This is a genomic window from Streptomyces sp. GB4-14, from assembly GCF_022696125.1.
GTDB classification, from domain to species: Bacteria; Actinomycetota; Actinomycetes; order Streptomycetales; family Streptomycetaceae; genus Streptomyces; species Streptomyces werraensis.
In genome coordinates, this window is sequence record NZ_RZHO01000002.1 from 5,801,395 (window position 1) to 5,823,410 (window position 22,016).

General features: G+C 69.8%; 30 protein-coding genes. 28 read left to right on the forward strand and 2 right to left on the reverse strand.

Features of this window, described 5'->3' with window-relative positions; translation table 11 throughout:
* Positions 1-15 precede the first annotated feature (15 nt).
* The 28 genes from ELQ39_RS27865 (at position 16) to ELQ39_RS28000 (ending at position 20,959) form a co-directional block, all read left to right on the forward strand.
* Positions 16-525 (forward strand): hypothetical protein, encoded by a 510-nt coding sequence (locus ELQ39_RS27865; protein ID WP_242594600.1) that lies wholly within the window; start codon positions 16-18, stop codon positions 523-525.
* Positions 526-660: 135 nt separating this feature from the next.
* Complete coding sequence (locus tag ELQ39_RS27870) at positions 661-888, forward strand: helix-turn-helix domain-containing protein (protein ID WP_242594602.1); 228 nt, start codon at positions 661-663, stop codon at positions 886-888.
* Positions 889-1,057: 169 nt separating this feature from the next.
* Positions 1,058-1,312, forward strand: a complete 255-nt coding sequence (locus ELQ39_RS27875) for a hypothetical protein (RefSeq protein ID WP_242594603.1) — start codon at positions 1,058-1,060, stop codon at positions 1,310-1,312.
* 13 nt (positions 1,313-1,325) lie between these two features.
* On the forward strand, positions 1,326-1,613 hold the full coding sequence (locus ELQ39_RS27880; protein WP_242594604.1) for an HNH endonuclease: 288 nt from the start codon (positions 1,326-1,328) through the stop codon (positions 1,611-1,613).
* 6 nt (positions 1,614-1,619) lie between these two features.
* Complete coding sequence (locus tag ELQ39_RS27885) at positions 1,620-2,057, forward strand: AAA family ATPase (protein ID WP_242594605.1); 438 nt, start codon at positions 1,620-1,622, stop codon at positions 2,055-2,057.
* 248 nt (positions 2,058-2,305) lie between these two features.
* A complete protein-coding gene (locus ELQ39_RS27890; protein WP_242594606.1) occupies positions 2,306-2,581 on the forward strand; it encodes a hypothetical protein in 276 nt (91 codons plus the stop codon).
* Positions 2,574-4,040, forward strand: coding sequence for a terminase (locus ELQ39_RS27895; protein ID WP_242594607.1), 1,467 nt, complete (start codon positions 2,574-2,576; stop codon positions 4,038-4,040). Before ELQ39_RS27890 ends, ELQ39_RS27895 begins: the two co-directional genes overlap by 8 nt.
* On the forward strand, positions 4,034-4,207 hold the full coding sequence (locus ELQ39_RS27900) for a hypothetical protein (RefSeq protein ID WP_242594608.1): 174 nt from the start codon (positions 4,034-4,036) through the stop codon (positions 4,205-4,207). Before ELQ39_RS27895 ends, ELQ39_RS27900 begins: the two co-directional genes overlap by 7 nt.
* Entirely contained in the window at positions 4,207-5,454 is a 1,248-nt protein-coding gene (locus tag ELQ39_RS27905; protein ID WP_242594610.1) for a phage portal protein, read from the forward strand. Before ELQ39_RS27900 ends, ELQ39_RS27905 begins: the two co-directional genes overlap by 1 nt.
* Positions 5,441-6,193: an HK97 family phage prohead protease gene (locus tag ELQ39_RS27910; RefSeq protein ID WP_242594612.1), complete on the forward strand. Its 753-nt coding sequence runs from the start codon at positions 5,441-5,443 to the stop codon at positions 6,191-6,193. Before ELQ39_RS27905 ends, ELQ39_RS27910 begins: the two co-directional genes overlap by 14 nt.
* A gap of 66 nt (positions 6,194-6,259) precedes the next feature.
* Positions 6,260-7,525 (forward strand): phage major capsid protein, encoded by a 1,266-nt coding sequence (locus tag ELQ39_RS27915; protein WP_242594614.1) that lies wholly within the window; start codon positions 6,260-6,262, stop codon positions 7,523-7,525.
* Positions 7,526-7,569: 44 nt separating this feature from the next.
* Positions 7,570-7,959, forward strand: a complete 390-nt coding sequence (locus ELQ39_RS27920; protein WP_242594616.1) for a hypothetical protein — start codon at positions 7,570-7,572, stop codon at positions 7,957-7,959.
* A 14-nt stretch (positions 7,960-7,973) separates the two neighbouring features.
* Positions 7,974-8,183 (forward strand): hypothetical protein, encoded by a 210-nt coding sequence (locus ELQ39_RS27925; protein ID WP_242594618.1) that lies wholly within the window; start codon positions 7,974-7,976, stop codon positions 8,181-8,183.
* Between the two features lie 13 nt (positions 8,184-8,196).
* Positions 8,197-8,748, forward strand: coding sequence for a head-tail connector protein (locus ELQ39_RS27930; protein WP_242594619.1), 552 nt, complete (start codon positions 8,197-8,199; stop codon positions 8,746-8,748).
* On the forward strand, positions 8,749-9,213 hold the full coding sequence (locus tag ELQ39_RS27935; protein ID WP_242594620.1) for a hypothetical protein: 465 nt from the start codon (positions 8,749-8,751) through the stop codon (positions 9,211-9,213).
* A gap of 23 nt (positions 9,214-9,236) precedes the next feature.
* On the forward strand, positions 9,237-9,458 hold the full coding sequence (locus tag ELQ39_RS27940; RefSeq protein ID WP_242594621.1) for a hypothetical protein: 222 nt from the start codon (positions 9,237-9,239) through the stop codon (positions 9,456-9,458).
* A 3-nt stretch (positions 9,459-9,461) separates the two neighbouring features.
* Entirely contained in the window at positions 9,462-10,448 is a 987-nt protein-coding gene (locus ELQ39_RS27945) for a phage tail tube protein (protein ID WP_242594622.1), read from the forward strand.
* A gap of 7 nt (positions 10,449-10,455) precedes the next feature.
* A complete protein-coding gene (locus ELQ39_RS27950) occupies positions 10,456-10,968 on the forward strand; it encodes a hypothetical protein (protein ID WP_242594623.1) in 513 nt (170 codons plus the stop codon).
* 9 nt (positions 10,969-10,977) lie between these two features.
* Positions 10,978-11,544, forward strand: coding sequence for a hypothetical protein (locus ELQ39_RS27955; protein ID WP_242594624.1), 567 nt, complete (start codon positions 10,978-10,980; stop codon positions 11,542-11,544).
* 85 nt (positions 11,545-11,629) lie between these two features.
* Positions 11,630-15,223, forward strand: a complete 3,594-nt coding sequence (locus tag ELQ39_RS27960; RefSeq protein ID WP_242594625.1) for a hypothetical protein — start codon at positions 11,630-11,632, stop codon at positions 15,221-15,223.
* A gap of 4 nt (positions 15,224-15,227) precedes the next feature.
* A complete protein-coding gene (locus ELQ39_RS27965) occupies positions 15,228-17,672 on the forward strand; it encodes a LamG domain-containing protein (RefSeq protein ID WP_242594626.1) in 2,445 nt (814 codons plus the stop codon).
* Between the two features lie 13 nt (positions 17,673-17,685).
* The gene (locus ELQ39_RS27970; RefSeq protein ID WP_242594627.1) at positions 17,686-18,123 is read left to right on the forward strand and encodes a hypothetical protein; all 438 of its coding nucleotides are present in this window, start codon (positions 17,686-17,688) and stop codon (positions 18,121-18,123) included.
* Complete coding sequence (locus ELQ39_RS27975; protein WP_242594628.1) at positions 18,120-18,611, forward strand: hypothetical protein; 492 nt, start codon at positions 18,120-18,122, stop codon at positions 18,609-18,611. The genes ELQ39_RS27970 and ELQ39_RS27975 overlap by 4 nt, the downstream gene beginning before the upstream one ends.
* A 62-nt stretch (positions 18,612-18,673) precedes the next feature.
* Positions 18,674-19,591 carry a hypothetical protein gene (locus ELQ39_RS27980; protein WP_242594629.1) on the forward strand — a complete coding sequence of 306 codons (918 nt, stop codon included), beginning with the start codon at positions 18,674-18,676 and terminating at the stop codon, positions 19,589-19,591.
* 28 nt (positions 19,592-19,619) lie between these two features.
* On the forward strand, positions 19,620-19,982 hold the full coding sequence (locus ELQ39_RS27985) for a hypothetical protein (RefSeq protein WP_242594630.1): 363 nt from the start codon (positions 19,620-19,622) through the stop codon (positions 19,980-19,982).
* The gene (locus ELQ39_RS27990; RefSeq protein ID WP_242594631.1) at positions 19,982-20,425 is read left to right on the forward strand and encodes a hypothetical protein; all 444 of its coding nucleotides are present in this window, start codon (positions 19,982-19,984) and stop codon (positions 20,423-20,425) included. Before ELQ39_RS27985 ends, ELQ39_RS27990 begins: the two co-directional genes overlap by 1 nt.
* Entirely contained in the window at positions 20,422-20,778 is a 357-nt protein-coding gene (locus ELQ39_RS27995; protein ID WP_242594632.1) for a hypothetical protein, read from the forward strand. The genes ELQ39_RS27990 and ELQ39_RS27995 overlap by 4 nt, the downstream gene beginning before the upstream one ends.
* Before the next feature lies 1 nt (position 20,779).
* Positions 20,780-20,959: a hypothetical protein gene (locus ELQ39_RS28000; RefSeq protein WP_242594633.1), complete on the forward strand. Its 180-nt coding sequence runs from the start codon at positions 20,780-20,782 to the stop codon at positions 20,957-20,959.
* Between the two features lie 62 nt (positions 20,960-21,021).
* Here ELQ39_RS28000 and ELQ39_RS28005 read toward each other — a convergent pair whose 3' ends face one another.
* Together ELQ39_RS28005 and ELQ39_RS28010 are read right to left on the reverse strand one after the other, a co-directional pair.
* The gene (locus tag ELQ39_RS28005; protein ID WP_242594634.1) at positions 21,022-21,210 is read right to left on the reverse strand and encodes a hypothetical protein; all 189 of its coding nucleotides are present in this window, start codon (positions 21,208-21,210) and stop codon (positions 21,022-21,024) included.
* 158 nt (positions 21,211-21,368) lie between these two features.
* Positions 21,369-21,647 (reverse strand): hypothetical protein, encoded by a 279-nt coding sequence (locus ELQ39_RS28010; protein WP_242594636.1) that lies wholly within the window; start codon positions 21,645-21,647, stop codon positions 21,369-21,371.
* Between the last annotated feature and the right edge of the window lie 369 nt (positions 21,648-22,016).

The following is a 22,016-nucleotide window of genomic DNA, read 5'->3' on the forward strand; positions in this document are numbered from 1 at the left end:
ATCCCTGGGGGGACCATGACGAACACGAACACCACGCCCGAGCAGCCCGCAGTCCCGCCGCTGCCCGAACAGCCGCCCGCCAGCCCGGTGCCGGCCAAGAAGAAGCTCAGCCCGCTCACCGCCGGAATTCTAGGCCTCGTCCTCGGGGCGGGCATCGTCGGCGGCGCCTGGGCCATCACCGCCAACAGCAGCAGCGAACCCGACACCTTCACCCTCGAAGGGACGTTCGCCCTCATGGAAGACGCCGTCGACATCGGCGACAGCTGCGGCGGCCGCTACGACAGCGGCTACGACGACATCCAAGAAGGCACCAGCGTCACCGTTTACGGAGCCGCCGGAGACGTTGTCGCCACCGGCCACCTCACCAACGGCGAGAAGGCCCTCGGCACCTGCACCTTCGACGTCGCCGTCGAAGACGTCCCCAAGGGCGAGAAGTTCTACAAGGTCGAGGTCGCCCACCGCGGCACCGTCCAGGTGTCCGCCGAGGAAGCCGAAAACGGGGAATTCGCCGCCAGCCTCGGCTGACCCTCCGACGCACCAGTCCCGGCCGTCACTTGACATTCTGACCAGGACCGAAGCAAACTGCGATCAATCTGATACACGTGTCCCCAGGGCCGTCGCGCGCGCGACGGCCCTGAGACATTTCCGGGGGAGGTGCACATGCTCCCCGGCTACGTCTCCGCCGCGGACGCCGCCTACTACGCGGGCGTCCCCGTCGGCACCATCTGGCGCTGGGCCTCCGAAGGCCGCATCAGCAAGACCGGCAAGGGCAAGACCGCCGGCTACCGCGTGTTCGACCTGCCCAAAGCCCGCCGCGACGAGTACACGCGCGAACTCCTCGAACCGGGCAAGCCGCCCCCGTTGCCCGCTGGAGCCCGCGCCGCTTAAGACCGGGGCGGAACCGGTCGCCGCCCCTGAGGCCCGCCGCCGGTGCGCCCCCCGCCGCCGGCGGCGGGGCTTCTACCCTGTGCGGGTCACGGCACGGTCACACGCAGCCCGTGACGCCCGCACAGAGCCGATGATGGGCCCGCCAGCATCAGCACACCCTGGGGGCACCGTGAGCAACTACCGAGACATACAGACCGCCGTGCGCGTCGAGAAGCTCCGCATCTGGCTCGCCTGGGCCTGTGGCAACTTCATCCTGCTGATGATCGCCAGAGCTACCGCCGACATCGACGTCGTCAGCACCGTCACCCTGTGGCTCCTGATCCTCGGCTTCCTCGCCCTGACTGTCGCCCTGTTCCGCATGACCGGGGCCCTCAACCGCAAGGCCGCAGCGGCCCGCCGCGAGGTCCTCGGCGACGACCTGTAGGGAGGAGGCGCCCGTGGCCGGCAACCCCCGCAACGGGCGCCCCTACCGCCGCCTCGTCGACTGGCTCCGCGCCCAGCGCCTCCCCTGCTGGCTCTGCGGCCGGGACATCGGCTACGACCTCGACCCGCGGCACCCGCTGTCCTTCACCCTGGACCACCTGGAGCCGGTGTCCAAGCGGCCCGACCTGCTCCTGGCCAAGGAGAACGCCCGCGCCGCACACCGCCGCTGCAACAGCAGCCGCGGCAACCGCACCACCACCCAGCCGAAGACGGCACCACAGCGCGCATCCCGAAGGTGGTGACCGTGCGTGCTCTACGTGGTCACCGGCCCGCCAGCCGCAGGCAAGTCGTCCTGGATCGAGGCGCACGCCAAGGCCACCGACGTAGTCATCGACCTGGACCGCATCACGTCCGCCCTCACCGGGCCCGGCGCACCGCAGTGGAACCAGCACCCGCTGCACCTGCGGGTCGCCCACCGCGCCCGCTACGCCGCCATGGACGAGGCGTTCCAGCTCCTCGACCAGCTGGACGTCTACCTGATCCACACGATGCCGAGCGCGAAGCACATGGCGAAATACAAACGCCTCAAGGCTCGCGTCGTGGTTGTCGACCCAGGCGAAGCGATCGTCATGCAACGCATCGAAGCGATGCGGGACACAGCCATGCGGAGAGTAGCGGCCCGCTGGTACAACAACCGGCGCAACGCCCCGCGCGAGGCGATGCCGCAGACCTCCCGGGCATGGTGACCTGACGTCACCAGACGTGACGACCTGGCGCACCGAGGGCCCGCCGGCCCCGCCGAACCGCAGCTTGGGGCTGGTCGGCGGGGGAGGGTGGGTTCGAAGTTCAGGCCGATCCCGGGCGACCCAAACGCCCTTGTCGCCCGATTTTTTGCGCGGCGATTTTTCAAGATCTAATTCGCGTGAACTCGGTTCGGCTGTTTTAGTGGCCGTCACTCTGAGTGATGTCACTGTGTGTGACGGGGGTGGTGATCATGGGGGCGGTCACCGACGCGATCAACGCGGAGATCGAACAGCTCGCCGTCGAGTCCGTCTCGCCCGGTCTCGCTGAACTCGCCACCAGCCTCGCCCGGTCCGTCGAGGAGGCCGAAGCTCCGACCGCCAAGGCCGTCGCCGCTCGCGAACTCCGCGCGGTCATGGCCGACCTTCGCCGCCTCGCACCGGTCGCATCGAAGGGAGACGCCGTCGATGACATCGCTGCTCACCGAGAGAAGCGCCGTGCCGCAGCCCGGAAGGCCGCCGGTGGCTGACGGAGACCGCGTGCACGGCTGGCAGCAGCCGCCCATCGAGACCGTCCCCCCGTCCGTGTCCTCCGCCGGCCAAGAGGCCATCGACCTCGCCGCCCGCGCCGGGCTGGTCCTCGACCCTTGGCAGCAGCACGTCCTCCGGCTGGGGATGGGCGAGAAGCCGGACGGCTCCTGGTCGGCGTTCGAGGTCTGCGTGAACGTCCCCCGGCAGAACGGCAAGGGGGGCATCATCGAGGCCCGGGAGTTGTGGGGCTTGTTCGTCGGCGGCGAGCAGCTGATCCTGCACAGCGCCCACGAGTTCAAGACGGCGAAGGCCGCGTTCAAACGGATCGAGCGTCTCATCCGGGGATGCCCTGACCTGCACAAACGCGTGAAAGCCTACCGGTACACGGTCGGTGAGGAATCGATCGAGCTGCACTCGGGGCAGATCCTGCGGTTCATCGCCCGCTCGAAGGGCTCCGGCCGCGGCTTCACCGGCGACTGCAACATCCTCGACGAGGACATGATCCTGGGCGACGACGCGATGGACGCGCTGCTGCCCACGATGGCGGCCGTCGAGAATCCGCAGATCTGGTACCTGGGAAGCGCCGGCATCGGCCCCCTGTCCGTGCAGCTCGGCCGCCTGCGGCGCCGCGCGCTGGCCGCCCTGGAGGCCGGGCAGCCGGACCCGTCGCTCGCCTACTTCGAGTGGTCCGCTGACCTGCACGTCGACGAGTGCCCGGCCGACTGCACCGCGCACGACGACCCCACCTCCGACGAGGCGGTGCTGAAGTCCAACCCCGCGGTCGGCTACCGGCTGACGCTGGAGAAGGTCGCCAACGAGCGGGCCACCCTCAGCAAGGACGGCTACGCCCGCGAGCGGCTCGGCGTGGGCGACTACCCGACCGACGTGGCCGACACCTGGCAGGTCATCGGGGAGGACGCCTGGCGGGCCCTGGCGGCGGCAGAGTCCGCGCCGTCGGACCCGGTGGCGTTCGCCATCGACATGACCCCCGAGCGGTCCCACGCGGCCATCGCCGTGGCCGGGGAGTGGCGGGGCGGCACGCACGTCGAGGTCGTCGACCACCGGCCCGGTACGGGCTGGATCGTGGAGCGGGCCAAGGAGCTGCACGAGCGATGGCAGCCGCGCTGCTGGGTCGTCGACGGGGCGGGGCCGGCCGGGTCGCTCATCGCCGACCTGGAGGAAGCACTCGGCGTCGAGGTCATCCAGCCGAAGGGCCGCGAGGTGGCGGCGGCCTGCGGCCAGTTCTACGACGCGGTCGCCGAGCAGACGCTGTCGCACCTGGACCAGGCGCCGCTGGCGGCGGCCCTGGCGGGCGCACAGCAGCGTCCGCTCGGGGACGCGTGGGCGTGGGCGCGGCGGATCGTGTCCGTGGACATCAGCCCGCTGGTGGCGGCGACGCTCGCCAAGTGGGGGCTCGGCGTGGACGTCGAGGACGAGGGAGCGCCGAACCTGTGGTGAAGACCGTGCTGTACCTGCTGGAGATCCTGGCCGCGCTCACGGCCCTCGTTGGCGTCGCCCTGGTGTACGTGCCCGCCGCGCTGATCCTGGGCGGTCTGGCGGGCGTTGTGGCGCTGGAGCGGGCCACGGCCGGGCCGCCTCCGACACCTCGTAAGGAGGCGCGCTGATGGGCCTGTTCGGTCTGTTCGAACGCCGGTCTGTGGAGAACCCTGCGGTGCCCCTGACGTCCTCCTCCCTGCTGGAGGTTCTAGGCGGTGTGCCCGGAGACGCCGGGGTGGTGGTCACCGAGACGAGTGCGCTGGGCGTTCCCGGAGTGTGGCGGGCGGTATCCGTCACGGCGAACGTGGCGGCCGCACTGCCGCTGCACGCCTACCGTGCTGGGACCCGGGACACGGTGGCTTCCCCGCTGCTGTCAGATCCGCACCCTGAGCTGACGCCGGTCGAGCTGTGGCGACTGACCTATGTCCATCGGCTGCTGTGGGGGAACGCCTACGTGCAGAAGCTGAGGAACGGGGCCGGCCAGGTTGCGCAGCTCTGGCCGATCCGGCCGGACCGCGTGCGGGTCGAGCGGGACACCCCGAGCGAGGACAACCCGAGCGGCAAGTGGTTCTGGGTTCGAGGCGACGACGGCACGCTGCACCGACGGACGAGCAGGGACATCCTGCACCTGCCGGGCCTGGGCTATGACGGAGTGACTGGCTGTTCCCCGATCCGGGCGGCGGCCCAGGGCATCGGCTTGGCGCTGGCTGCTGAGAAGTCCGCGGCTCGTCTGTTCGGCAGCGGCAACATGATCTCGGGTGTGCTGCAGACCGAGCAGCGGCTGAACGCCGAGCAGGCGGCCCAGTTGAAGGCCCAGTGGAAGGCCAAGCTGTCCGGCGTCAACAACAGCCACGACGTGGCCGTGCTGGACTCCGGCGCCTCGTTCTCGCCCGTGACGATGCCGTACAAGGACGCCCAGTTCCTGGAGTCTCGGCAGTGGCAGGTGACGGAGCTGGCGCGCCTCTTCGGCGTCCCGCCGTTCCTGCTGATGAGCACTGAAAAGTCGACATCGTGGGGCACCGGGCTGGAGCAGCAGGCCCAAGGGTGGGTCACGTTCGACCTGGGGCCGGCGTGGCTGGTGCCGACCGAGCAGCGGGTCACGAAGGAACTGCTCGGCAAGACGGTCTACGCGAAGTACTCCCTCGAGGGCCTGCTGCGCGGCGACTCCGCAGCGCGCGCGCTCTTCTACCGGGCGATGCGAGACGTGGGCGCCATGTCGGCGAACGACATCCGCGGCCTGGAGGACATGCCGCCGATCGGTCCGGACGGGGACACGTACCTGCAGCCGATGTCCATGGCCCCACTGGGGTCGGACCCCACAGACCAGGGCAGCAGCCCGGCCGCCGAGGAGGGCGACGACGATGACGCATCATGAGGAGCGCCGCGACCTCACCCTGGCTACGGCCGGGGTGCAGTTGCGCGCGGCCGGAGACGACCAGGGCATGCGCGGCTTCGACGGCCACGCCGCCGTGTTCGGCCAACGAACCGCCATCGGTAACCCCCTGACCTGGGGGTTCTACGAGGAGATCGCGCCGGGCGCGTTCACCAAGACCCTGTCCGAGGGGGACGCCCGGTTCCTTGTCGACCACGACACCCGCCTGGTCGTCTCCCGCGTCTCGGCCGGATCGCTCCGCCTGACGCAGGACGCCGTCGGCCTGGCCGTCGACGCCGACCTCGACACCCGCCTGTCCTACGTCGGGGACCTCGTCGTGAACCTAGAGAACAAGAACATCACCGGGATGAGCTTCGGGTTCCGCACCGTCAAGGACGACTGGGAGACCGTGAGCGTCCAGACGTCCGAGGGCGACATGGAAGCCGAGCTGCGCATCATCCGCGAAGTGCAGCTGTTCGAGGTCTCCGCGGTCACGTTCCCCGCCTACGAGGGCACGGACGCCGCGCTGCGCTCGGTCGGGGTGGCGCTCGCCGCCCGCGGCGACGACGACGCCTTCGACCGCCGGGCCGCCCTGCGCCCGGAGCTCAACGACTTCCGCCGCGAGCCGGCCGCCAAGGCGGCCACTCGGGGCAGTGACGCAACCCAGCCGGGAGAGACCACTGGGGGCCGTCAGGCGATGCGCATGAAGGCGCTCGCCGCCCGCTATCGCCTGGCGCGGTAGCCGCTCTCACACATCCACCCCCAGCCCCTGCCGACACGGCATGGGGCTATTCGTGCTGGAGGCACAATGCCCACCCTGCAGAGCCTGCTCGACAAGCGGGCCACCGCCTGGGACAAGGCCCAGGAGTTCCAGAACCGGGCCTCCTCCGAGGAGGAGATGTCCGCCGAGGACCGCCAAGCCTGGGACGCGGCACTCGCCGATGTCGAGCGCCTGTCCGCGGACATCGAGCGAGAGGAGCGTCACCAGCGGCTGGCATCCGTCGACTACACCCAGGTCGTCGACGGCCGCGGCGACACCAAGGAAGAGGAGGAGGCGCGCGAGCGTCACGGCGGCGCGGATGGTGTCGAGGCGTACAGCAACGCCTGGCGATCCTGGCTGCGCGACGGCACGCAGGATCTGACCTCCGAGGAGCGCACCGTGCTGCGCACCGGCTGGGTGGACGGCAAGGAACTGCGCGCCCAGGGAGTCGCGACCGGTGCCGCCGGCGGCTACGTGGTGCCGCCCGCGTTCCGCGCCAAGATGGTCGAGACGATGAAGTTCTACGGAGCCATGCGTCAGGTCTCGGAGGTCATCACGACCGAGTCCGGCCAGACGCTGCCGTGGCCGACGAACGACGACACCGGCAACGTCGGGGCGATCCTCGCCGAGAACACTCAGGTCACCGAGCAGGACGTCACCCTCGGCCAGCAGGATGTCGGCGCGTTCATGTACACGTCGAAGCTGGTGAGGGTGTCTCTGCAGCTGCTGCAGGACTCCGTGCTTGACTTCGAGGACTGGCTCGCGCGCAAGCTCGGTGAGCGCATCGGCCGCATCCAGAACCAGCACTTCACCACCGGCACGGGTACCGCCCAGCCGGAGGGCGTGCAGACCAACGCAGTCGTCGGGAAGACCGGCGCCACCGGTCAGACCACGTCGGTCACTTACGACGATCTGATCGACCTGGTGCACTCCGTGGACCCGGCCTACCGCAACAGCGGCAGGGTGCAGTTCATGCTCGCCGACGGCACGCTGGGCGCGGTGCGCAAGCTGAAGGACGGCCAGGACCGGCCGTTGTGGCAGCCGTCCGTCCAGGCCGGGGTGCCGGACCAGGTGCTCGGCTACGGCTATGTCGTCAATCAGGACATGCCCGCGATGGCGGCCAACGCCAAGAGCATCCTCTTCGGCGACTTCTACGCGGGCTACCTCATCCGCGACGTGCAGGACGTGCAGACGCTGCGTCTGTCCGAGCGGTACGCGGACTTCCTGCAGGTGGGCTTCCTCGCGTTCGCCCGGGCCGACGGCACCCCGCAGGACACCGCTGCCGTGCGCGCCTATCGCAACTCCGCCACCTGATCCGCCCCCGTCCATCCGGACCACTCACAGGAAAGGACGCCCTCATGGCGACCAGCCCGAAGAAGGAGACCCCGGACAGCGGGGTCGTCCAGAACAAGCCCACGGCCGCTGCGGCACAGCACGGCGACCACGACCGGATCGTCATGCCCTCCCGCCGTGCCGACGGCTCCATGGACCAGATCGCCCCCGAATTCATCGGGGACAAGGAGACGGCCATCCGTGCAGCCAAGGAGCAGCTCGCCGTCCAGGCGGTGTCCGCCGTCGACGTCGCCGCGCGCGGCGTGACCGCGGGCCCGGCCGACGACGGCACCGGCTCGACCGAGCGGGACGCCGAGGTTCAGGCGCTGAAGGACGCGCACGACAAGGCCAAGGCGGACGCCGAGGCCAAGGCCGAGCGTGAAGTCGAGGAGCTGCACCGGGGGCTCGGCGACTGATGCCCAGGATCCGCATGCTGACCAGCGTTGCGGGCGAGGGGTTCTCGTGGCGCGCCGGGGAGGAGATCGACCTCCCCGGCGCCGAGGCCGCCGCGTGGGCGGACGGCGTGCGCGCCGAGCTGGTCCGCAGCGAGCCGCTGGAGACGCCCGAGCAGCCGTCCGCCGTCGAGACGGCCAAGCGCCGCCCTGCCCGCCGTAAGGCCGCTCCGCGCGGCACGTCGTAGGAGGGGAGCGGGCATGGCGCTGGTGACGCTGGAAGAGGCCAAGCGGCAGCTCGACATCTCCTCGACCAGTGAGGACGTCGAGCTGCAGCTGTACATCGACAGCCTGGGCGCGGTCATCGAGGGCTACGTGGGGGTCGTCGAGCAGCGGGAGATCACCGACACGATCAGCGGCGGAGGTCCGGCGCTGGTGGTGCTGCATCCGCCGCTGCTGTCTGTGACGTCGCTCAGCGGGCCCGTTACGGCGCCTGTGTCCTACCCGGCCGCCCAGCTGAGCCTGGACGGCCCAGCCGGGGTCATCAGCCGGGCGGACGGCGGGAGTTTCCCCGCCGGCCCCTACACGGTGACGTACACCGCAGGCCGGGCCGAGGTCCCGCCCACCGTGAAGCTGGCCGCGCTGATCCTGCTGCAGCACCTGTGGCGCACCCAGTACGGGGCGTCCCGGGTCCCGGTCGCCGCGGCCGACGACTGGTCCGTGACGGACCCGATCCCCGGCTTCGGCTACGCGATACCCAACCGTGTGCTCCAGCTCTTGGAACCGTTCAAGCTGCCGCCGGGGGTGGCGTAGTTGCTGACGTCCAGAGTCCCCGCGGCCATCGACCAGCTGCTCGTCATCCTGCGGGCCCGTCCCGCCCTCGATGGCGTGGCGATCGTGGACGGCCCCGCCTCCGTGAACGCCACCGAGCTGCGCCGCATCCACATCGGGTGGGCGCCCGGGGCCGACTCGGCCGTGGCGCTACAGCAGCAGTTCAACGGTGCCGGCGCCCGCACCCGTGACGAGGCGTTCGACATCTCCGGCTACGCCGAAGCCCGCGCGGGCGACAAGGACATGAAGGCCCGCCGTGACGAAGTGTTCGCCCTGGTCGGTGAGATCGAGCAGGCGCTACGCGCGAGCAATGAGGCACCTGAGGCTCCGACGCTGAACGGCACTGTGCTCTGGGCGCACCTGACCACCGGGGACCTGCAGCAGGTCCAGGCAGAGGGCAGCCTCGCGGGCGTGACGTTCACGGTGACCTGCCAGGCCCGTATCTGATCCATCCATCGAAGGAGTACGCCATGGCGCGTGTGCGCTACCTGGGGCCCGAGCCGGTCACCGTCCCCGAGCTGGGCCGGGCCGTCGAGCCCGACGAAGTGATCGAGGTGCCCGACGACCGGTTCGCCGGTTACGTCTGCCAGCCCGTGAACTGGGAGGCCGTCGAGGAGCCGAGGCAGCAGGAGGAAGAGGCGGTGCCCCTGCCGCTGCGGAAGGCGGCCGCCAAGCCGCAGAAGGAGGGCTGATCCATGGCGATCGGATCCGGGCTCGGCGCCCAGCTGGGCATCGCCGCCGAGACGACCTACGGCACGTTCGTCGCGCCGGCCAAGTTCATCGAGTTCACCAAGGAGAGCCTCGCTCTCAAGAAGACCACGGCGCAGTCCGCGGGCATCGCGGCCGGACGGCTGATGGCGCTGTCCTCGCGCCGCGTGGTGACCCGCCGGGAGGTGTCCGGCAGCCTGGACCTGGAGGTCACCAACAAGGGGATGGGGCTGCTGCTCCAGGCCCTGATGGGGACCACGGTCACGCCGGTGCAGCAGGGGGCCGGACCGGCGTACCTGCAGACGCACACGCTGGCGTCCGTGGCGGGCAAAAGCCTGACGATCCAGAAGGGCGTCCCGCTCACGACCGGAACGGTCACGGACAAGACGTTCGTGGGCTGCAAGGTCATCAGCGGGGAGTTCGCGTGCGGTGTGGGCGAGATGCTCACCGGCACGTTCGAGATCGACGGCAAGGACTGCGACGAGGGCCAGACCCTCGCCGCCGCCAGCTACGCCAACATGTCGCCGTTCCACTTCGGGCAGATGGCGCTGAAGGCCGGCACATTCGGGACGGAGACCGCCCTCGACGGCATCCGCAAGGTCAGCGTCAAGGTGGAGCGGCCGCAAGACGTCGAGCGGTTCTACGCTAACCAGAGCGCCTTGAAGTCGGAGCCGATCGAGAACGACCAGGTGAAGGTCACCGGGAACCTGGAGACCGACTACGTCTCCACCATCCTGGACGACCTGCACACCTCGGACGGCTCGACGTCCCTGGTGTGGGAGTTCGTCGGGGCGAACATCGCCCCCAGCTACGACGAGACGTTCCGCATCACCCTGCCCGCGGTGAAGCTCGACGAGGGCCCGCCCGTCGTGGACGGCTTCGGCGTGGTCAAGCCCACCTTCAACTTCACCGCCCTGTACGACGGCACCAACCCGGTGAAGATCGAGTACATCTCCACCGACGCGACGCTGTGAGCTGACGGTGCCGCAGAACATCCGCGTGATCGGCACCGGCCAGCTGCTCGAACTTCAGCTCCGGCTGCGCCGGGCCGGTCACGAGAACATCCGCAGCTCCATGCAGCGCCGTATCCGCCGGGCCGCGGAGCCGCTGCGCGACGACCTCCAGTCCAGCATCCGGTCCCTGCGCATCAGCTCGCAGGGCCGCAAGGCGGGCAAGCGCGGCGGCCCCTCGCCCACGACTCGGCCCCTGCGCGCTTCGATCGCGCAGGCCATTCGGATCAGCGTCCGCACCGGCGGCAACCCCGGCGCGAAGGTGTGGCTCGACAGGGCTCGCCTCCCCGATGACATTCCCGTCGGGGTCGTCAACCGCCTGAACGAAGGCCGCCTGCGGCACCCCGTGTTCGGCAACAAGAGCCGCTGGACGCAGCAGAACGCCACCCCTCTGTGGTGGGACAAGACCGTGCGCGCGCACCAGCCGCGCATCACCCGCGAAGTCGCGCGCGTCGTCGACGACGTGCGCCGCCGCCTCGAATAGGAGCAACCCGTGATCGTCGTTTACACCCCGGCCGGCGGCGAGCCCGAGCACTACGACGCGTCGACCCTGCGCGTGTCGGAGGCGTCGATCGTGCAGCGCACGGTGGACATGAAGTGGCAGGAGATCCTGGAAGGCCTGGAGCGCGACGACCTCGACGCCATGCGCGGCATCGTGTGGGTGCTGAAGAAGCGGTCTCAGCCGTCGCTGAGGTTCGGGGAGTTCGACCCCGGCATCACCGAGATGACCACCCGCATGGACAGCAAGGAGATCGCGGCCTGGCTCGACAACGCCCTCGCCGCCGTCAGCTCCGACGGTGAGCTGTCCATGGAGCAGATTGAACAGATCATCCTGGACCGGCTGCCGTCCGTGGCCGTCGACCCGGACCACGCGCGTGAGCTGGTCCTGGCCCGGACCCGAGCCCCAAAAGACCCGGCCCCCGCCCCGGAGCCGGAGGCGCAGGACGTGCCCGGGACGCCGGACCCGAGCCCGAGCCCGACGTCGAACGGGCCCGAGACAACTACCTCGCACTCTTCGCCCACCTCCTCCACATCCCACCCCGAGATGTCGACGACCTGACCGTCATCGACTTCTACAACCTCATCGTCTGGATCGACGGCTACCAAGCAGCGCAGGCGGAAGGCGGTGACCGGTAGTGCCCTCCATGCTGTTCACCCTGACGGGCCGGGATGAGCTGAGCGACGTCTTCGACGACATCGGGGATGCGGCGCGGCGGATGGGCCGGCGCATCACGGTCGCCACGATCGAGGCGGACCGGGAGATGCGCCGCCTCGGCCGTACCAGCGCCTCGAACCTGGCCGGGCTGCGCCGGGACAGCGACGCCGGCGCGAAGGCTGTGGAGGAGCTTGGCAAGGTCACGAAGATGCTGTGGCCCGCCGCGATCCCGGCCGCGGCGTCGCTGGCGCCGATCGCCGCCGGGGCGGGCACCGTGGCCGTGGCGCTGGGCGCCATGACCGCAGCGATGATCCCGCAGATCAAGGCGCTGGGCGAAGCGAGCGAAGCGCAGAAGGCCTACGAGGACGCGGTCGCCAAGAGCGGCGCCCGGTCGGACGAAGCCATCAAGGCGCAGGCCGAGTACGCCCGGGTCATGGAGGAGCTGCCGCCCGCCACGCGTGAGGCGGCAGCCAACTTCAGCGTGCTCAAGGACAACTTCACCGAGTGGTCCGACTCCCTGTCCGGCGACACCATGGCCCCGGTCATCAAGGGCATGCAGCTCACCAACGCGCTGCTGCCCAAGACGACCGGCCTGGTGAAGTCCGCGTCGTCCGAGTTCGACCGGTTCCTGACGAACGTCGGCGGGCAGATGGCGTCGCCCGGCTTCGACGCCCTCAACAGCAAGTTCTCCGCGTTCGCCGACAAGACGCTGCGCAAGGTCAACGACGAGATCGTGCACCTGATGCGCGTCTCCGACGGGCAGGTCGGCGGCCCGGTCAAGGACTTCATGGAGTACGCGCGGGCACAGGGCCCGCTCGTCGCCAGCGTCCTGACGAGCCTGGCCACCACCCTCGTGAACGTGCTGAGGGCCGGCAGTGACCTGGGCGTCAGCATGCTCCAGGTCGTCGACGTCATCGCACGTCTGGTGTCGGCGGTGCCACCTGGTGCTATCGCGCTGTTCCTCCAGCTCGCCCTGGCGATGAAGCTGGTGAAGGTGGCGGCGCTGGGCATGGCCGCTGCCCGGACGGCGCTGGCTGGGTTCGGAACGCAGCTCGTTGCGATGAACACCGCGGCGGCCGCCACGCCGGGACGTCTGGCCGCGGTGCGGGCTGCGATCGCCGCCCTGTCCCGGACGGCGAAGCTCGCCCTGGCGGGCACGGGTATCGGCCTGCTGGTCATCGCCCTGTCCGAGCTGGCCGAGCGGAGCGGGCACGCGCCGCCTGACGTGGACAAGCTGACAGGCAGCCTGCGGCAGCTGGGTGCCACCGGCCGTGTCACGGGCGAGGCGTCGAAGGCGTTCGGTAAGGACCTGGACGGTCTGCACGGCAAGGTCCGTGCGCTGACCGACCCGTCGACCGCGGACAAGGTGCAGCAGTTCCTCGTCGGCTGGACGGGCTGGGACTCCACGCCGGTGAAGGAAGCCAAGGAGAACCTGGACGCCGTCGACAAGGCGCTGGCGAACCTGGTGTCCAGCGGGCAGTCCGACCTGGCAGCGGCCGCGCTGAAGCGGCTGACGGCGGAGTACGGCAAGGGCGGCCGGGACACCAAAGAGTTCACGTCCCAGCTGAACGACTACAAGGCGGCAGTCGCCAACGCTAAGTTCGAGTCGGAGCTGGCGGCAGCTTCACAGGGCATCTTCGGCCAGCAGGCACAGGCCGTGCAGGAGAAGCTCAACGCGCAGAAGCTGTCCGCGGACGGGCTGCGCCAGTCGATTCAGGCCCTGTCCGAGGCGAGCCGTAACGCGTTCGACGCGGAGACAAAGTTCGAGGCGGCGATCGACAACGTCGCCAAGGCGCTGAAGGACAACGGCGCCACCCTCGACGTCCACACGGAGAAGGGCCGCGCGAACCGGGACGCCCTGTCCCAACTGGCTGCTGCGACCGAGGACGCGGCAGCGAAGTCGGTGGCGAACAACGCCAGCTGGGAAGCCACCAACCGCATCTACGACCGTGGCCGGTCCAGGCTCGTGGCCTACGCCAAGGAGATGGGCCTGAACACGGCGGAGGCGCAGCGGCTGGCGAACCAGCTGCTGAAGGTCCCCGACAAGACCGCCCGACTCAAGGGCGACATGGAGGACCTGGAGCGGAAGCTCGCCGCGGCCAAGTCCAAGCTGGCCAAGGTGCCCGACTCGCGTAAGGCGCAGGTCCGCGCGACGATCGACCAGCTCACCCGGCAGATCGCGGCGGCCCGTCGGCAGCTCGACGGCATCAACGGGAAGACGGCCACCACCTACATCGTCACGCACTACAAGGTGCAGGGCGCCACGGGTGAGACCCGGAACCTGAACAAGCTGCGCCCGGGGCACTACGCCTCGGGTGGTACGCCGGAGGCCGGCGAAGTCGCGGTGGTCGGTGAGAACGGCCCCGAGCTGGTCATGTTCGGCGAGGCTGCGCGGGTGTTCGACGCGACGACCACGCGGTCCTTGATGAAGGGCACGGTGTCGGCGGCGAGGGCTGCCACGGACGGCCTGGTCGGCGGCCTCCAGTCGTCGAGCGGTGTGTACGCGGCGGCGCGGGTCATGGCGGCTGCGGTCACGCAGGGCATCCGGGACGAGCTGGAGATCCGTTCTCCGTCGAAGAAGACGAAGGCGCTGGCCGCGGACATAGGTAAGGGCCTGATCATCGGCCTGACCGGGTCGAGGGACCGCATCCGGGCGGTGGCCAAGGACCTGGCCACCGACATCCGCACCGCGTTTTCGGGGCGCAAGGAATCCGTGCTCATCGCCTACGTGACCCGGCAGACGCGTGCGCTGCTGGCTGCGGCGGCGAAGCGGGACGCGGTCGCAGCGAAGATCGCAGAGGCGAAGCAGTTCGTCGTCGACGTCGCCAACAAGGCCCGCGGGGACGCGGCCCTGGGCAGCCTCGGCATGGAGGCCGAGGACGTCACCGCCGGCGGCATCAAGGGCGCGCTCGCGTCGAAACTGGCGAAGATCAAGCAGTTCACCCGGTACGTCGGTGAGCTGGCCAAACGCGGCCTGAACAAAGGCCTGATCCGGCAGATCCTGGAGATGGGCCCGGAGGCGGGGTACGCCTACGCGTCCGCGCTGGCCGGGGCGGACAAGAAGACGTTCAACGAGATCAACAAGCTTCAGGACGGGGTCATCGAGTCGACCCGGTACCTGGGGCGGTTCAGCGCCGATCACCTGTACGACGCGGGCAAGAACGCCGGCAAGGGATTCCTGACCGGCCTCGCGTCACAGCAGAAGGCCATCGAAGCCACCATGGTCAAGATCGCCAAGGCGATGCAGACGGCGCTGAAGAAGGCCCTCGGGATCAAGAGTCCGGCCAGGGAGATGATGCCGGACGGCGTCATGACCGTCCGCGGTGTCGCCGAGGGCGTCCTCCAGGGCCTGCCCTACGTCGACAAGGCCATGCAGACGGTCGCCGGGCGGATGGCCGGGAAGGCCGCCGCCTCGCCGGTGATGGGCCGGCCCGCCGTCGTCGGCGGCGGGACGTCGGTGATGCAGGTGCAGATCAGCGTGACCGACGCCCGCGACCCGGTGGCCACTGCGCGGGAGATCCGCCGGGAGCTGCTGGAACTGAAACGGCTGTTCGGTCAGAACTTCGAGTTGAAGGTGGGGTAGTCACATGGCGCTGCTGGTCGAGATGGGATGGGGCGGGCTGGTCCAGGCCCCGTCAACCATCACGTGGACGGACATCAGCCGCTACGTCGACGTCGGCCAGCAGGGGATGTCCATCACCCGGGGTGCTTCGGACGAGCTGTCCGAGACGCAGCCGGGGACGGCCACCCTGCGCCTGAACAACGAGGACGGCCGGTTCACCCCCGGCAACCCGTCCTCCCCGTACTACCCCTACGTGCGGCGCAACGCGCCCATCCGTATCGCCGTCGCGGTCATCCCGCCGCGGACCGGGACGGCGCCGTACCCGCTGGAGATGCTCGCCGACGACTTCGACGACGACCGCATCTCCAGCACTCTCTGGCCCGCCAGCTACGGCGGCGCCACCGAGACAGGCGGACGCGCCCGGGTACCCGTCCTCCCGGGCGCGTTCGCCGCCTACCAGACAGCCCGCCAGTGGAAGCTGACCGGGTCGCACTTCTCCGTGAAGCTGGCCACACCCCCGGCGGCGGGCGGCTCCAGCGAAGCGCTGGCCAGCGTCATGGTGAACTCCACCACCGCCGGCACCCGCGTCGGCTTCACCTACAACCCGGTCGCGGGCACGCTGCGCTGCGTCTCCGAGACCTCCTACTTCGACGCGTCCGGGGTGTCCCTCACCTACAGCCCGATCAGCCACGCCTGGCTGCGGATCCGCGAGGCCGGCGGCACCCTGTACTGGGAGACCAGCTCGGACGGCTTCATCTGGACGGTACGCCGCACGCTGGCCACCCCGGCGTGGGTGACCTCGCAGACCGTCACCGTGGAGCTGATCGGCAACCGCACCGGCGGCGTGGGCGACTACGTCGAGTTCGACCTCGCCGGGGCGATCGTGAGGCCCCGCTTCTACGGCATGGTCAACCAGTTCCCCGTCGACTGGGAAGGCCTCGTCTCCACCGTCACCATCACGGCCACTGACCTGTTCAAACGCCTGAACCGGTTGCCGCCGCTGCGGTCGATGCTCGGGCAGGAGATCCTCGCCCAGGCGCCGCTGGTGTACTACCCGCTGTCCGAGCCCGCCGAGTCCGCCTCCGCGGGCGACGTCTCGGGCAACGGGGCCCCGTCGCTGTCCGTCTCGCAGGTCGGCGTCGGCGGCACCCTCACGATGGCCGGTGAAGACGGACCGCCGGAAACCAGCGAGCAGGCGCCCGTCTTCACCCCCTCGTCGGCGACCGCCGGGAAGTGGCTGACGGCCGACCTTGGCCCGCAGTTCGAGCCGACCTTCGTGCAGTACCTGTGCGTCGAGGCGTGGTTCAAGACCACGACGACGGGCCGCTGCATCATGGGCGTGCACTCCACCGATCTCGTCGCCCAGCACCTGCTGTCCATCAGCGCGGGCGGCGGCCTCCAGATCGAGTGGACGTCCGGTGGCGGCGCCCTCAACGTCGAGACGGTGTCCGGGCCGACGACCCTCGCGGACGGCAACTGGCACCACGTCGTCTACGACCAGCGGGAAGGGAAGGTGTGGATCGACGGCACGCTCGTCGACTCCACCCTCGCCGTCCCCAGAAGCTTCTACGAGCGGGTCCTGCACATCGGCGGCTACCGCAACAGCCGCCTGTGGTCCGGGTCGATCGCGCACGCCGCCGTCTACGCGACGACGTCGACGTCGGCCGGGCCCACCGCCGCCACCCACTACCAGGCAGGCATGACCGGCTACGCGGGCGAGGACGCCGACGTGCGCATCGCACGCCTGGCCACCTACGCCGGCCTGCCGTCGGTGACCATCTGGGGATCCACCCACGACCCGATCGCCTCACAGGGACCCGGCGGCAGCTCCGTCGTGGCCCGCATGCGCGAGGTGGAGAGCACCGAGTCCGGGCGGCTGTACGCCGAGCGGGACTGGTACGGCCTCGCCTACCAGTCCCGGGACGTGCGCTACAACCCCGACCCGCTGTCCGAGGTATTCACCATCGACTACGCGGACCTGGAGACCAGCCGCGTGCAGCTGGCCGACGACGACCAGAAGCTGTGCAACAGCGTCGACGCAGTGCGCCCCGGCGGCGCCACCCAGCGCGTCACCGCGCCCTCGTCGATCCTGGCGTTCGGCGAGTACGAGGAGTCCCTGAACATCCTCAAGACCAGCGACAACAGCGTCCTGGACGCGGCGTACTGGCGGGTGTCCCGCTACGCCGACCCGGTCCCCGAGCTGCGCGAGGTGCCGATCGAGGCGTACACGATGCCCAGCTACCTGGACATCCTCGACGCCGACATCAGCTCCTACTTCTCCGTGACGAACCTGCCCGCGCAGGCGCCCGCCGCGTCCGTGCGCGTCACAGTCGAGGGCTACACGGAGACCATCAAGGAGCGGTCGCACGTCATCCAGTTCCACACCTCGGCCACGATCAACGACTCCGTGTGGGTCCTCGACGACCCCGTCTACTCCGTCCTCGACTCCACCACCCGACTCGCCTACTGAAAGAGGGACTGCCGTGCCGATCGCCGTGCTGCGCGCGGAGACCATCTACACCCCGCCGCCGTCCCAGCCGCGCGACGCGTGGGCCGACGTTCCCCCGGCGGAGCTGGTGTGGCGCTGGTACGAGACCCGCATGGGCCGCCGCGTGTTCCCGCCCGAGGAGACCGTCGACGAGTCCTACTACGCGCGCATCAACCAGAACCGCTGGATCGCCGACTGCTCCAGCTGCGGGTCGGCGGCCGCGGTCTCCCCGGCCGACCCGCGCTACGCCTGCACCGAATGCGGCTGGGGCTGGTGCGGGCTGATCTTCCCCGAGGACGTGGCCGCCGTCGAGGAGAGCCTGATGGGGCTGAAGCCCGGGATGCGGAACTGGTGGCACCCGGACGACCCGGCATGGCCGTTCCGCCCGGAGCCGCCGGCCACGCCGGACCCGATGCAGGGAGGGAAGAAGTGACGTTCACCCCCAGGACCTGGATCGTCGGCGAGGTCGTGTCCGCCGCGACGATGAACCAAGAGATCCGCGACCAGTTCAACAGCATGTTCGCGGCGTGGACGGCGTACACCCCGACGTGGACCGCGTCTACCACAAACCCGTCCCTGGGCAACGCTGTCCTGACCGGCCGGTACATGAAGTACGGCCGCACGGTCCTGGTGTCGATCAAGTTGACGATGGGCTCGACGACCACCTACGGCACCGGCCTGTGGCGGTTTGCGCTGCCCACCCCCGCCGCGTCCGCGCAGGACACGGTCGGCACGATCTTCATCGGTGACGCGAGCGCGGGCTACAGCACCGGTGTCGCCTACCTCGCGGCGTCCGGCACCGACATCGGCGGCTACGTCGGCGCCACGAACGCCGCGGCCGGCCTCGCCAACGGCAACCCCCAGACCTTCGCCGCCGGCGACCGCGTCTGGATCACGGTCTGCTACGAAGCCGCCTCCTGACCCACCCCGCCCCCGCACGCCCCGCGCCTTCGGCCGGGGCGTTCTTCATTCCTGGAGGCTCCATGACCAAGACCGGACCACAGAAGATCCCCGGTGCGTCGCAGGCGTACTTCTACGGCAACGGCCGCTACAGCGGCTCGAGCATGGAGGTCAACTGCGGCGTCGTCCACACCACCGAGGGCATGTCCCTGCCCTCGTACAACGGCGGCGCCATGGCACCGACCGTGACGGGCGTGCCCAACATGAAGGACCGCACGATCCGCTGGTACCAGCACTACGACGTCGACGAGTCCGCGCGCGCTCTCGCGAACAAGCTCGGCGGCGTCGAGACGAACACCGCGAACGCCTTCCAGATCGAACTGGTCGGCACCTGCGACGACAAGTACGCCAAGACGTGGGCCGGGAAGAGGGCCGGCGTCGACTACATCCACTGGCCGACCGCCCCCGAGTGGGCGCTCGCCGAGGTGGCGTGGCTGGTCCGCTGGCTCAACCAGCACCACGGCATCCCCCTTACCTGCGTGAAGGACTGGCTGGCCTACGGCAAGGACTCCCGCCGCCCGGGCGTCACCCCGGCGTCCTACGGCGCGAGCCCGGCCCGCATGTCCATGAGCGCCTGGCGCTCCTTCAAGGGCTGGTGCGGCCACCAGCACGTGCCGGAGAACGACCACGGCGACCCGGGCTCGATGAACTTCGCCCGTGTCATCGCCATCGCCAAGGGCCAGCAGGCCCAACCCCCCAAGGAGGACGACATGCCCACCCCCTACGACCTCTGGGCCTACAAGGGGCGCGGCGAGAAGCGCGACGCCTACGCCTACCTGCGCACCACCGAAGCCAAGGTGAACACGCTGACCACGCAGGTCGCCGCCCTCACGGCCACCGTCAACAAGCTGGCCCAGCTCGCCGGGTCCGACATCGACACCGACCGAGTCGTGGCCGCCGTCGAGAAGGCCATCGCCGACGCACTCACCGACCAGGCCTGACGGCCGACACCCGACAAGGAACCCACTCATGAAGATCTTCGGCAGAGAGCCCGCTCTCATCATCGCGTCGGTGTCCGCCGGCCTGTCCCTGCTCGTCACGTTCGGGTTCGGCCTGTCCGCCGAGCAGGCCGGCGCCATCGTCGCCGTCATCAGCGCCGTGTTCGCCGCGGCCACCGCCGCCGTCACCCGCCCCATCGCGCCGTCCGCGTTCACCGGCCTCGTCGCCGCCGTCGCCGCGCTCCTCGCCGCCTACGGCTTGGAACTGTCCGCCGAGAAGATCGGCGCCATCAACGCGGTCGTCCTCGCCGGGCTCGCCCTGCTGACCCGTGGCCAGGTGTCGCCGTCCAGCCCGTCCACGCCCGCCACGGCCGAACCTCCCCGGGCGGTCTGATGCCCTGCCGTGCGGCCCGGCGCATCTACAAGGCCCTGGGCCGCCGCGGCTGCTTCCTCGCGATCCTCGGCGTCGGCAAGACCTGCTGGGGCATCTCGTTCCTCGTCGCCCCGCCCGGCGACCGCGGCCTGAAACTCCTGACGCAGCTCTGCGACCTGCGGCACTGGTCCTGGCTGTGGATCATCTGCGGGCTCATCACCTTCGGCTCTGCGTTCGTGCGCGTCGGACGAGACTGGTTCGGGTTCGCTGCCGCCATACTTCCCCCCACGGTGTGGGCACTCGCCTACACGCACGCCGTCATCACCGGCGAATACTCCCGCGGCGGGTTCGTCGCACTCTGGTACCTCACCTCCCACGTGGGGGTCATCCTGTGGGCGGCCACGGTTCCCGAGTATTCGGTCCCCCGCGTGCCAAGGCCTGCCCGGAGAGGCAAGGCCGCATGAACGCCGCAGCCATCGTCACCGTGGTCGGATCGGTCCTGACGCTCATCGGCGTCACGTTCACCGCCCGAGCCACGACCAGGGCCGCACAGGCCACCGCCCGGGCCAACCAGGCCGCCGCGCAAGCAGCGGCCGAACCGAATCAGCGGGCGGAAGACAGGGCAGCGTTCGAGGCCATCAAGACCGAGCTCCGCACCGAGCTCACAGCCACGCGCGAGGAAGTCAAAGGGCTGCGCTCGCTGGTGCGGTCGTTCGCCGTGTACGTCGGGGAGCTGACGAGCCAGATGCGCAGCCACGGCATCGAACCCCCCGCCCCGCCGGCCCGGATCGACGAGTACAACCGAACTGGAGTGTGAGATGCCCACCCCGATACCGAGCCACCCGCGGCGGGACGATACGGCCGCCGACATGGGCACCCTCGTCCGCCTCGGCTACGAGGAACCCCAGCCCGTCCCCGCCCCGGCGCCGTCCACGCAGCCCTTCCAGGAACCGGTGTACGACCCACCCCTCGGACCCCTGCCGGACGAACCGGCATGACGAACGCCCCCGCTTCCTCGCCGCTGACGCGGTGGGGGAGCGGGGGCGCTTCACTGTGTCCGCTACTTGCCAGCCCGGAGCGCGCGCGTCAGTTCCTTCATCGCCGCACCCACGGCGAGGAGGGCCTCAACTTGCGCTTGCGCCTGGAGCGCGCCCGCGGCGTCCGGCCTGTTGTTGACCGCTGCTTGGTAGGCGTGCTCCGCACTGTGGATGGCGCGCGCCTGCAACTTCTCGTAGCTCAGCTCTGCCATGTAACCCCCTGGTCGAGACGACGCGGCGAGTTTGCCCGAGCGGCGGTCGTCTGTCAGCAGGGCCTCTCCTCAGAGGTAGCGCATAGCGTTCCGCTTAGACGTGCCCCGTTCGACGCATGCGCCCACCTCGGTGAAGGTGGAGGCGGGCGCACGTTGCGTCAGAACGGTGCTGGACCGCTGCCGAGGATGCGCATCACGCGCGGCCCGTCCAGGTTGGCAACCCAGTCCGAGGTGTCCGGGCGGATGAACTCGCCCGGCTGGCCGTTGACGAGCAGATGACCGTCGGTCACGTTGAGCAGGGTGCGGAACAGCGTGGCGTCGCGGAGGGTGAGTGTCCCGCTCCAGCTGCCGGATGCGTCCTTGCTGAGCTCCGCCTCGGTGTCGAACTTGCTGCCGTCTTCGACGAGCAGGACGGCTGGTCCTGAGTAAGTGTTCATGGGCTGGACCCTAGTTGAGGTGCTCGGCGCCATCGCGCCGCGCGCACGCCGTGCGACTACCGACTCTCGATAACATGCCATATCGCGTGCGCACGCCGTACCCTAGGAGCACGGCAGGGCGCGCACGCCGGAACCGCTCGACGGTCAAGGTCTCTCGGGGCCCGCGCAACCCACCCCGCTCTCTCTGAGGGCGGGGTTTTTGCTTGCTCGGAACGGCTGACGCGGCTCAAGTCTATGGTTGATAATGACAGTTATCCAACACAAGGAGGATCGCCGTGGAAACCCGGACCCGTTGGACGTGCGAGTTGTGCGGCACCGAGAACCAATCCGACGACGAGCACTGCCAGGCGTGCGATAACTGGCGGAGCG

Coding starts and splice junctions, on each gene's coding strand:
- ELQ39_RS27865 (WP_242594600.1), top strand. CDS start 16: ATGACGAACACGAACACCACGCCCGAGCAGCCCGCAGTCCCGCCGCTG.
- ELQ39_RS27870 (WP_242594602.1), top strand. CDS start 661: ATGCTCCCCGGCTACGTCTCCGCCGCGGACGCCGCCTACTACGCGGGC.
- ELQ39_RS27890 (WP_242594606.1), top strand. CDS start 2,306: ATGGGGGCGGTCACCGACGCGATCAACGCGGAGATCGAACAGCTCGCC.
- ELQ39_RS27905 (WP_242594610.1), top strand. CDS start 4,207: ATGGGCCTGTTCGGTCTGTTCGAACGCCGGTCTGTGGAGAACCCTGCG.
- ELQ39_RS27910 (WP_242594612.1), top strand. CDS start 5,441: ATGACGCATCATGAGGAGCGCCGCGACCTCACCCTGGCTACGGCCGGG.
- ELQ39_RS27915 (WP_242594614.1), top strand. CDS start 6,260: ATGCCCACCCTGCAGAGCCTGCTCGACAAGCGGGCCACCGCCTGGGAC.
- ELQ39_RS27920 (WP_242594616.1), top strand. CDS start 7,570: ATGGCGACCAGCCCGAAGAAGGAGACCCCGGACAGCGGGGTCGTCCAG.
- ELQ39_RS27925 (WP_242594618.1), top strand. CDS start 7,974: ATGCTGACCAGCGTTGCGGGCGAGGGGTTCTCGTGGCGCGCCGGGGAG.
- ELQ39_RS27930 (WP_242594619.1), top strand. CDS start 8,197: ATGGCGCTGGTGACGCTGGAAGAGGCCAAGCGGCAGCTCGACATCTCC.
- ELQ39_RS27940 (WP_242594621.1), top strand. CDS start 9,237: ATGGCGCGTGTGCGCTACCTGGGGCCCGAGCCGGTCACCGTCCCCGAG.
- ELQ39_RS27945 (WP_242594622.1), top strand. CDS start 9,462: ATGGCGATCGGATCCGGGCTCGGCGCCCAGCTGGGCATCGCCGCCGAG.
- ELQ39_RS27960 (WP_242594625.1), top strand. CDS start 11,630: ATGCTGTTCACCCTGACGGGCCGGGATGAGCTGAGCGACGTCTTCGAC.
- ELQ39_RS27965 (WP_242594626.1), top strand. CDS start 15,228: ATGGCGCTGCTGGTCGAGATGGGATGGGGCGGGCTGGTCCAGGCCCCG.
- ELQ39_RS27980 (WP_242594629.1), top strand. CDS start 18,674: ATGACCAAGACCGGACCACAGAAGATCCCCGGTGCGTCGCAGGCGTAC.
- ELQ39_RS27985 (WP_242594630.1), top strand. CDS start 19,620: ATGAAGATCTTCGGCAGAGAGCCCGCTCTCATCATCGCGTCGGTGTCC.
- ELQ39_RS27990 (WP_242594631.1), top strand. CDS start 19,982: ATGCCCTGCCGTGCGGCCCGGCGCATCTACAAGGCCCTGGGCCGCCGC.
- ELQ39_RS27995 (WP_242594632.1), top strand. CDS start 20,422: ATGAACGCCGCAGCCATCGTCACCGTGGTCGGATCGGTCCTGACGCTC.
- ELQ39_RS28000 (WP_242594633.1), top strand. CDS start 20,780: ATGCCCACCCCGATACCGAGCCACCCGCGGCGGGACGATACGGCCGCC.
- ELQ39_RS28005 (WP_242594634.1), bottom strand. CDS start 21,210: ATGGCAGAGCTGAGCTACGAGAAGTTGCAGGCGCGCGCCATCCACAGT.
- ELQ39_RS28010 (WP_242594636.1), bottom strand. CDS start 21,647: ATGAACACTTACTCAGGACCAGCCGTCCTGCTCGTCGAAGACGGCAGC.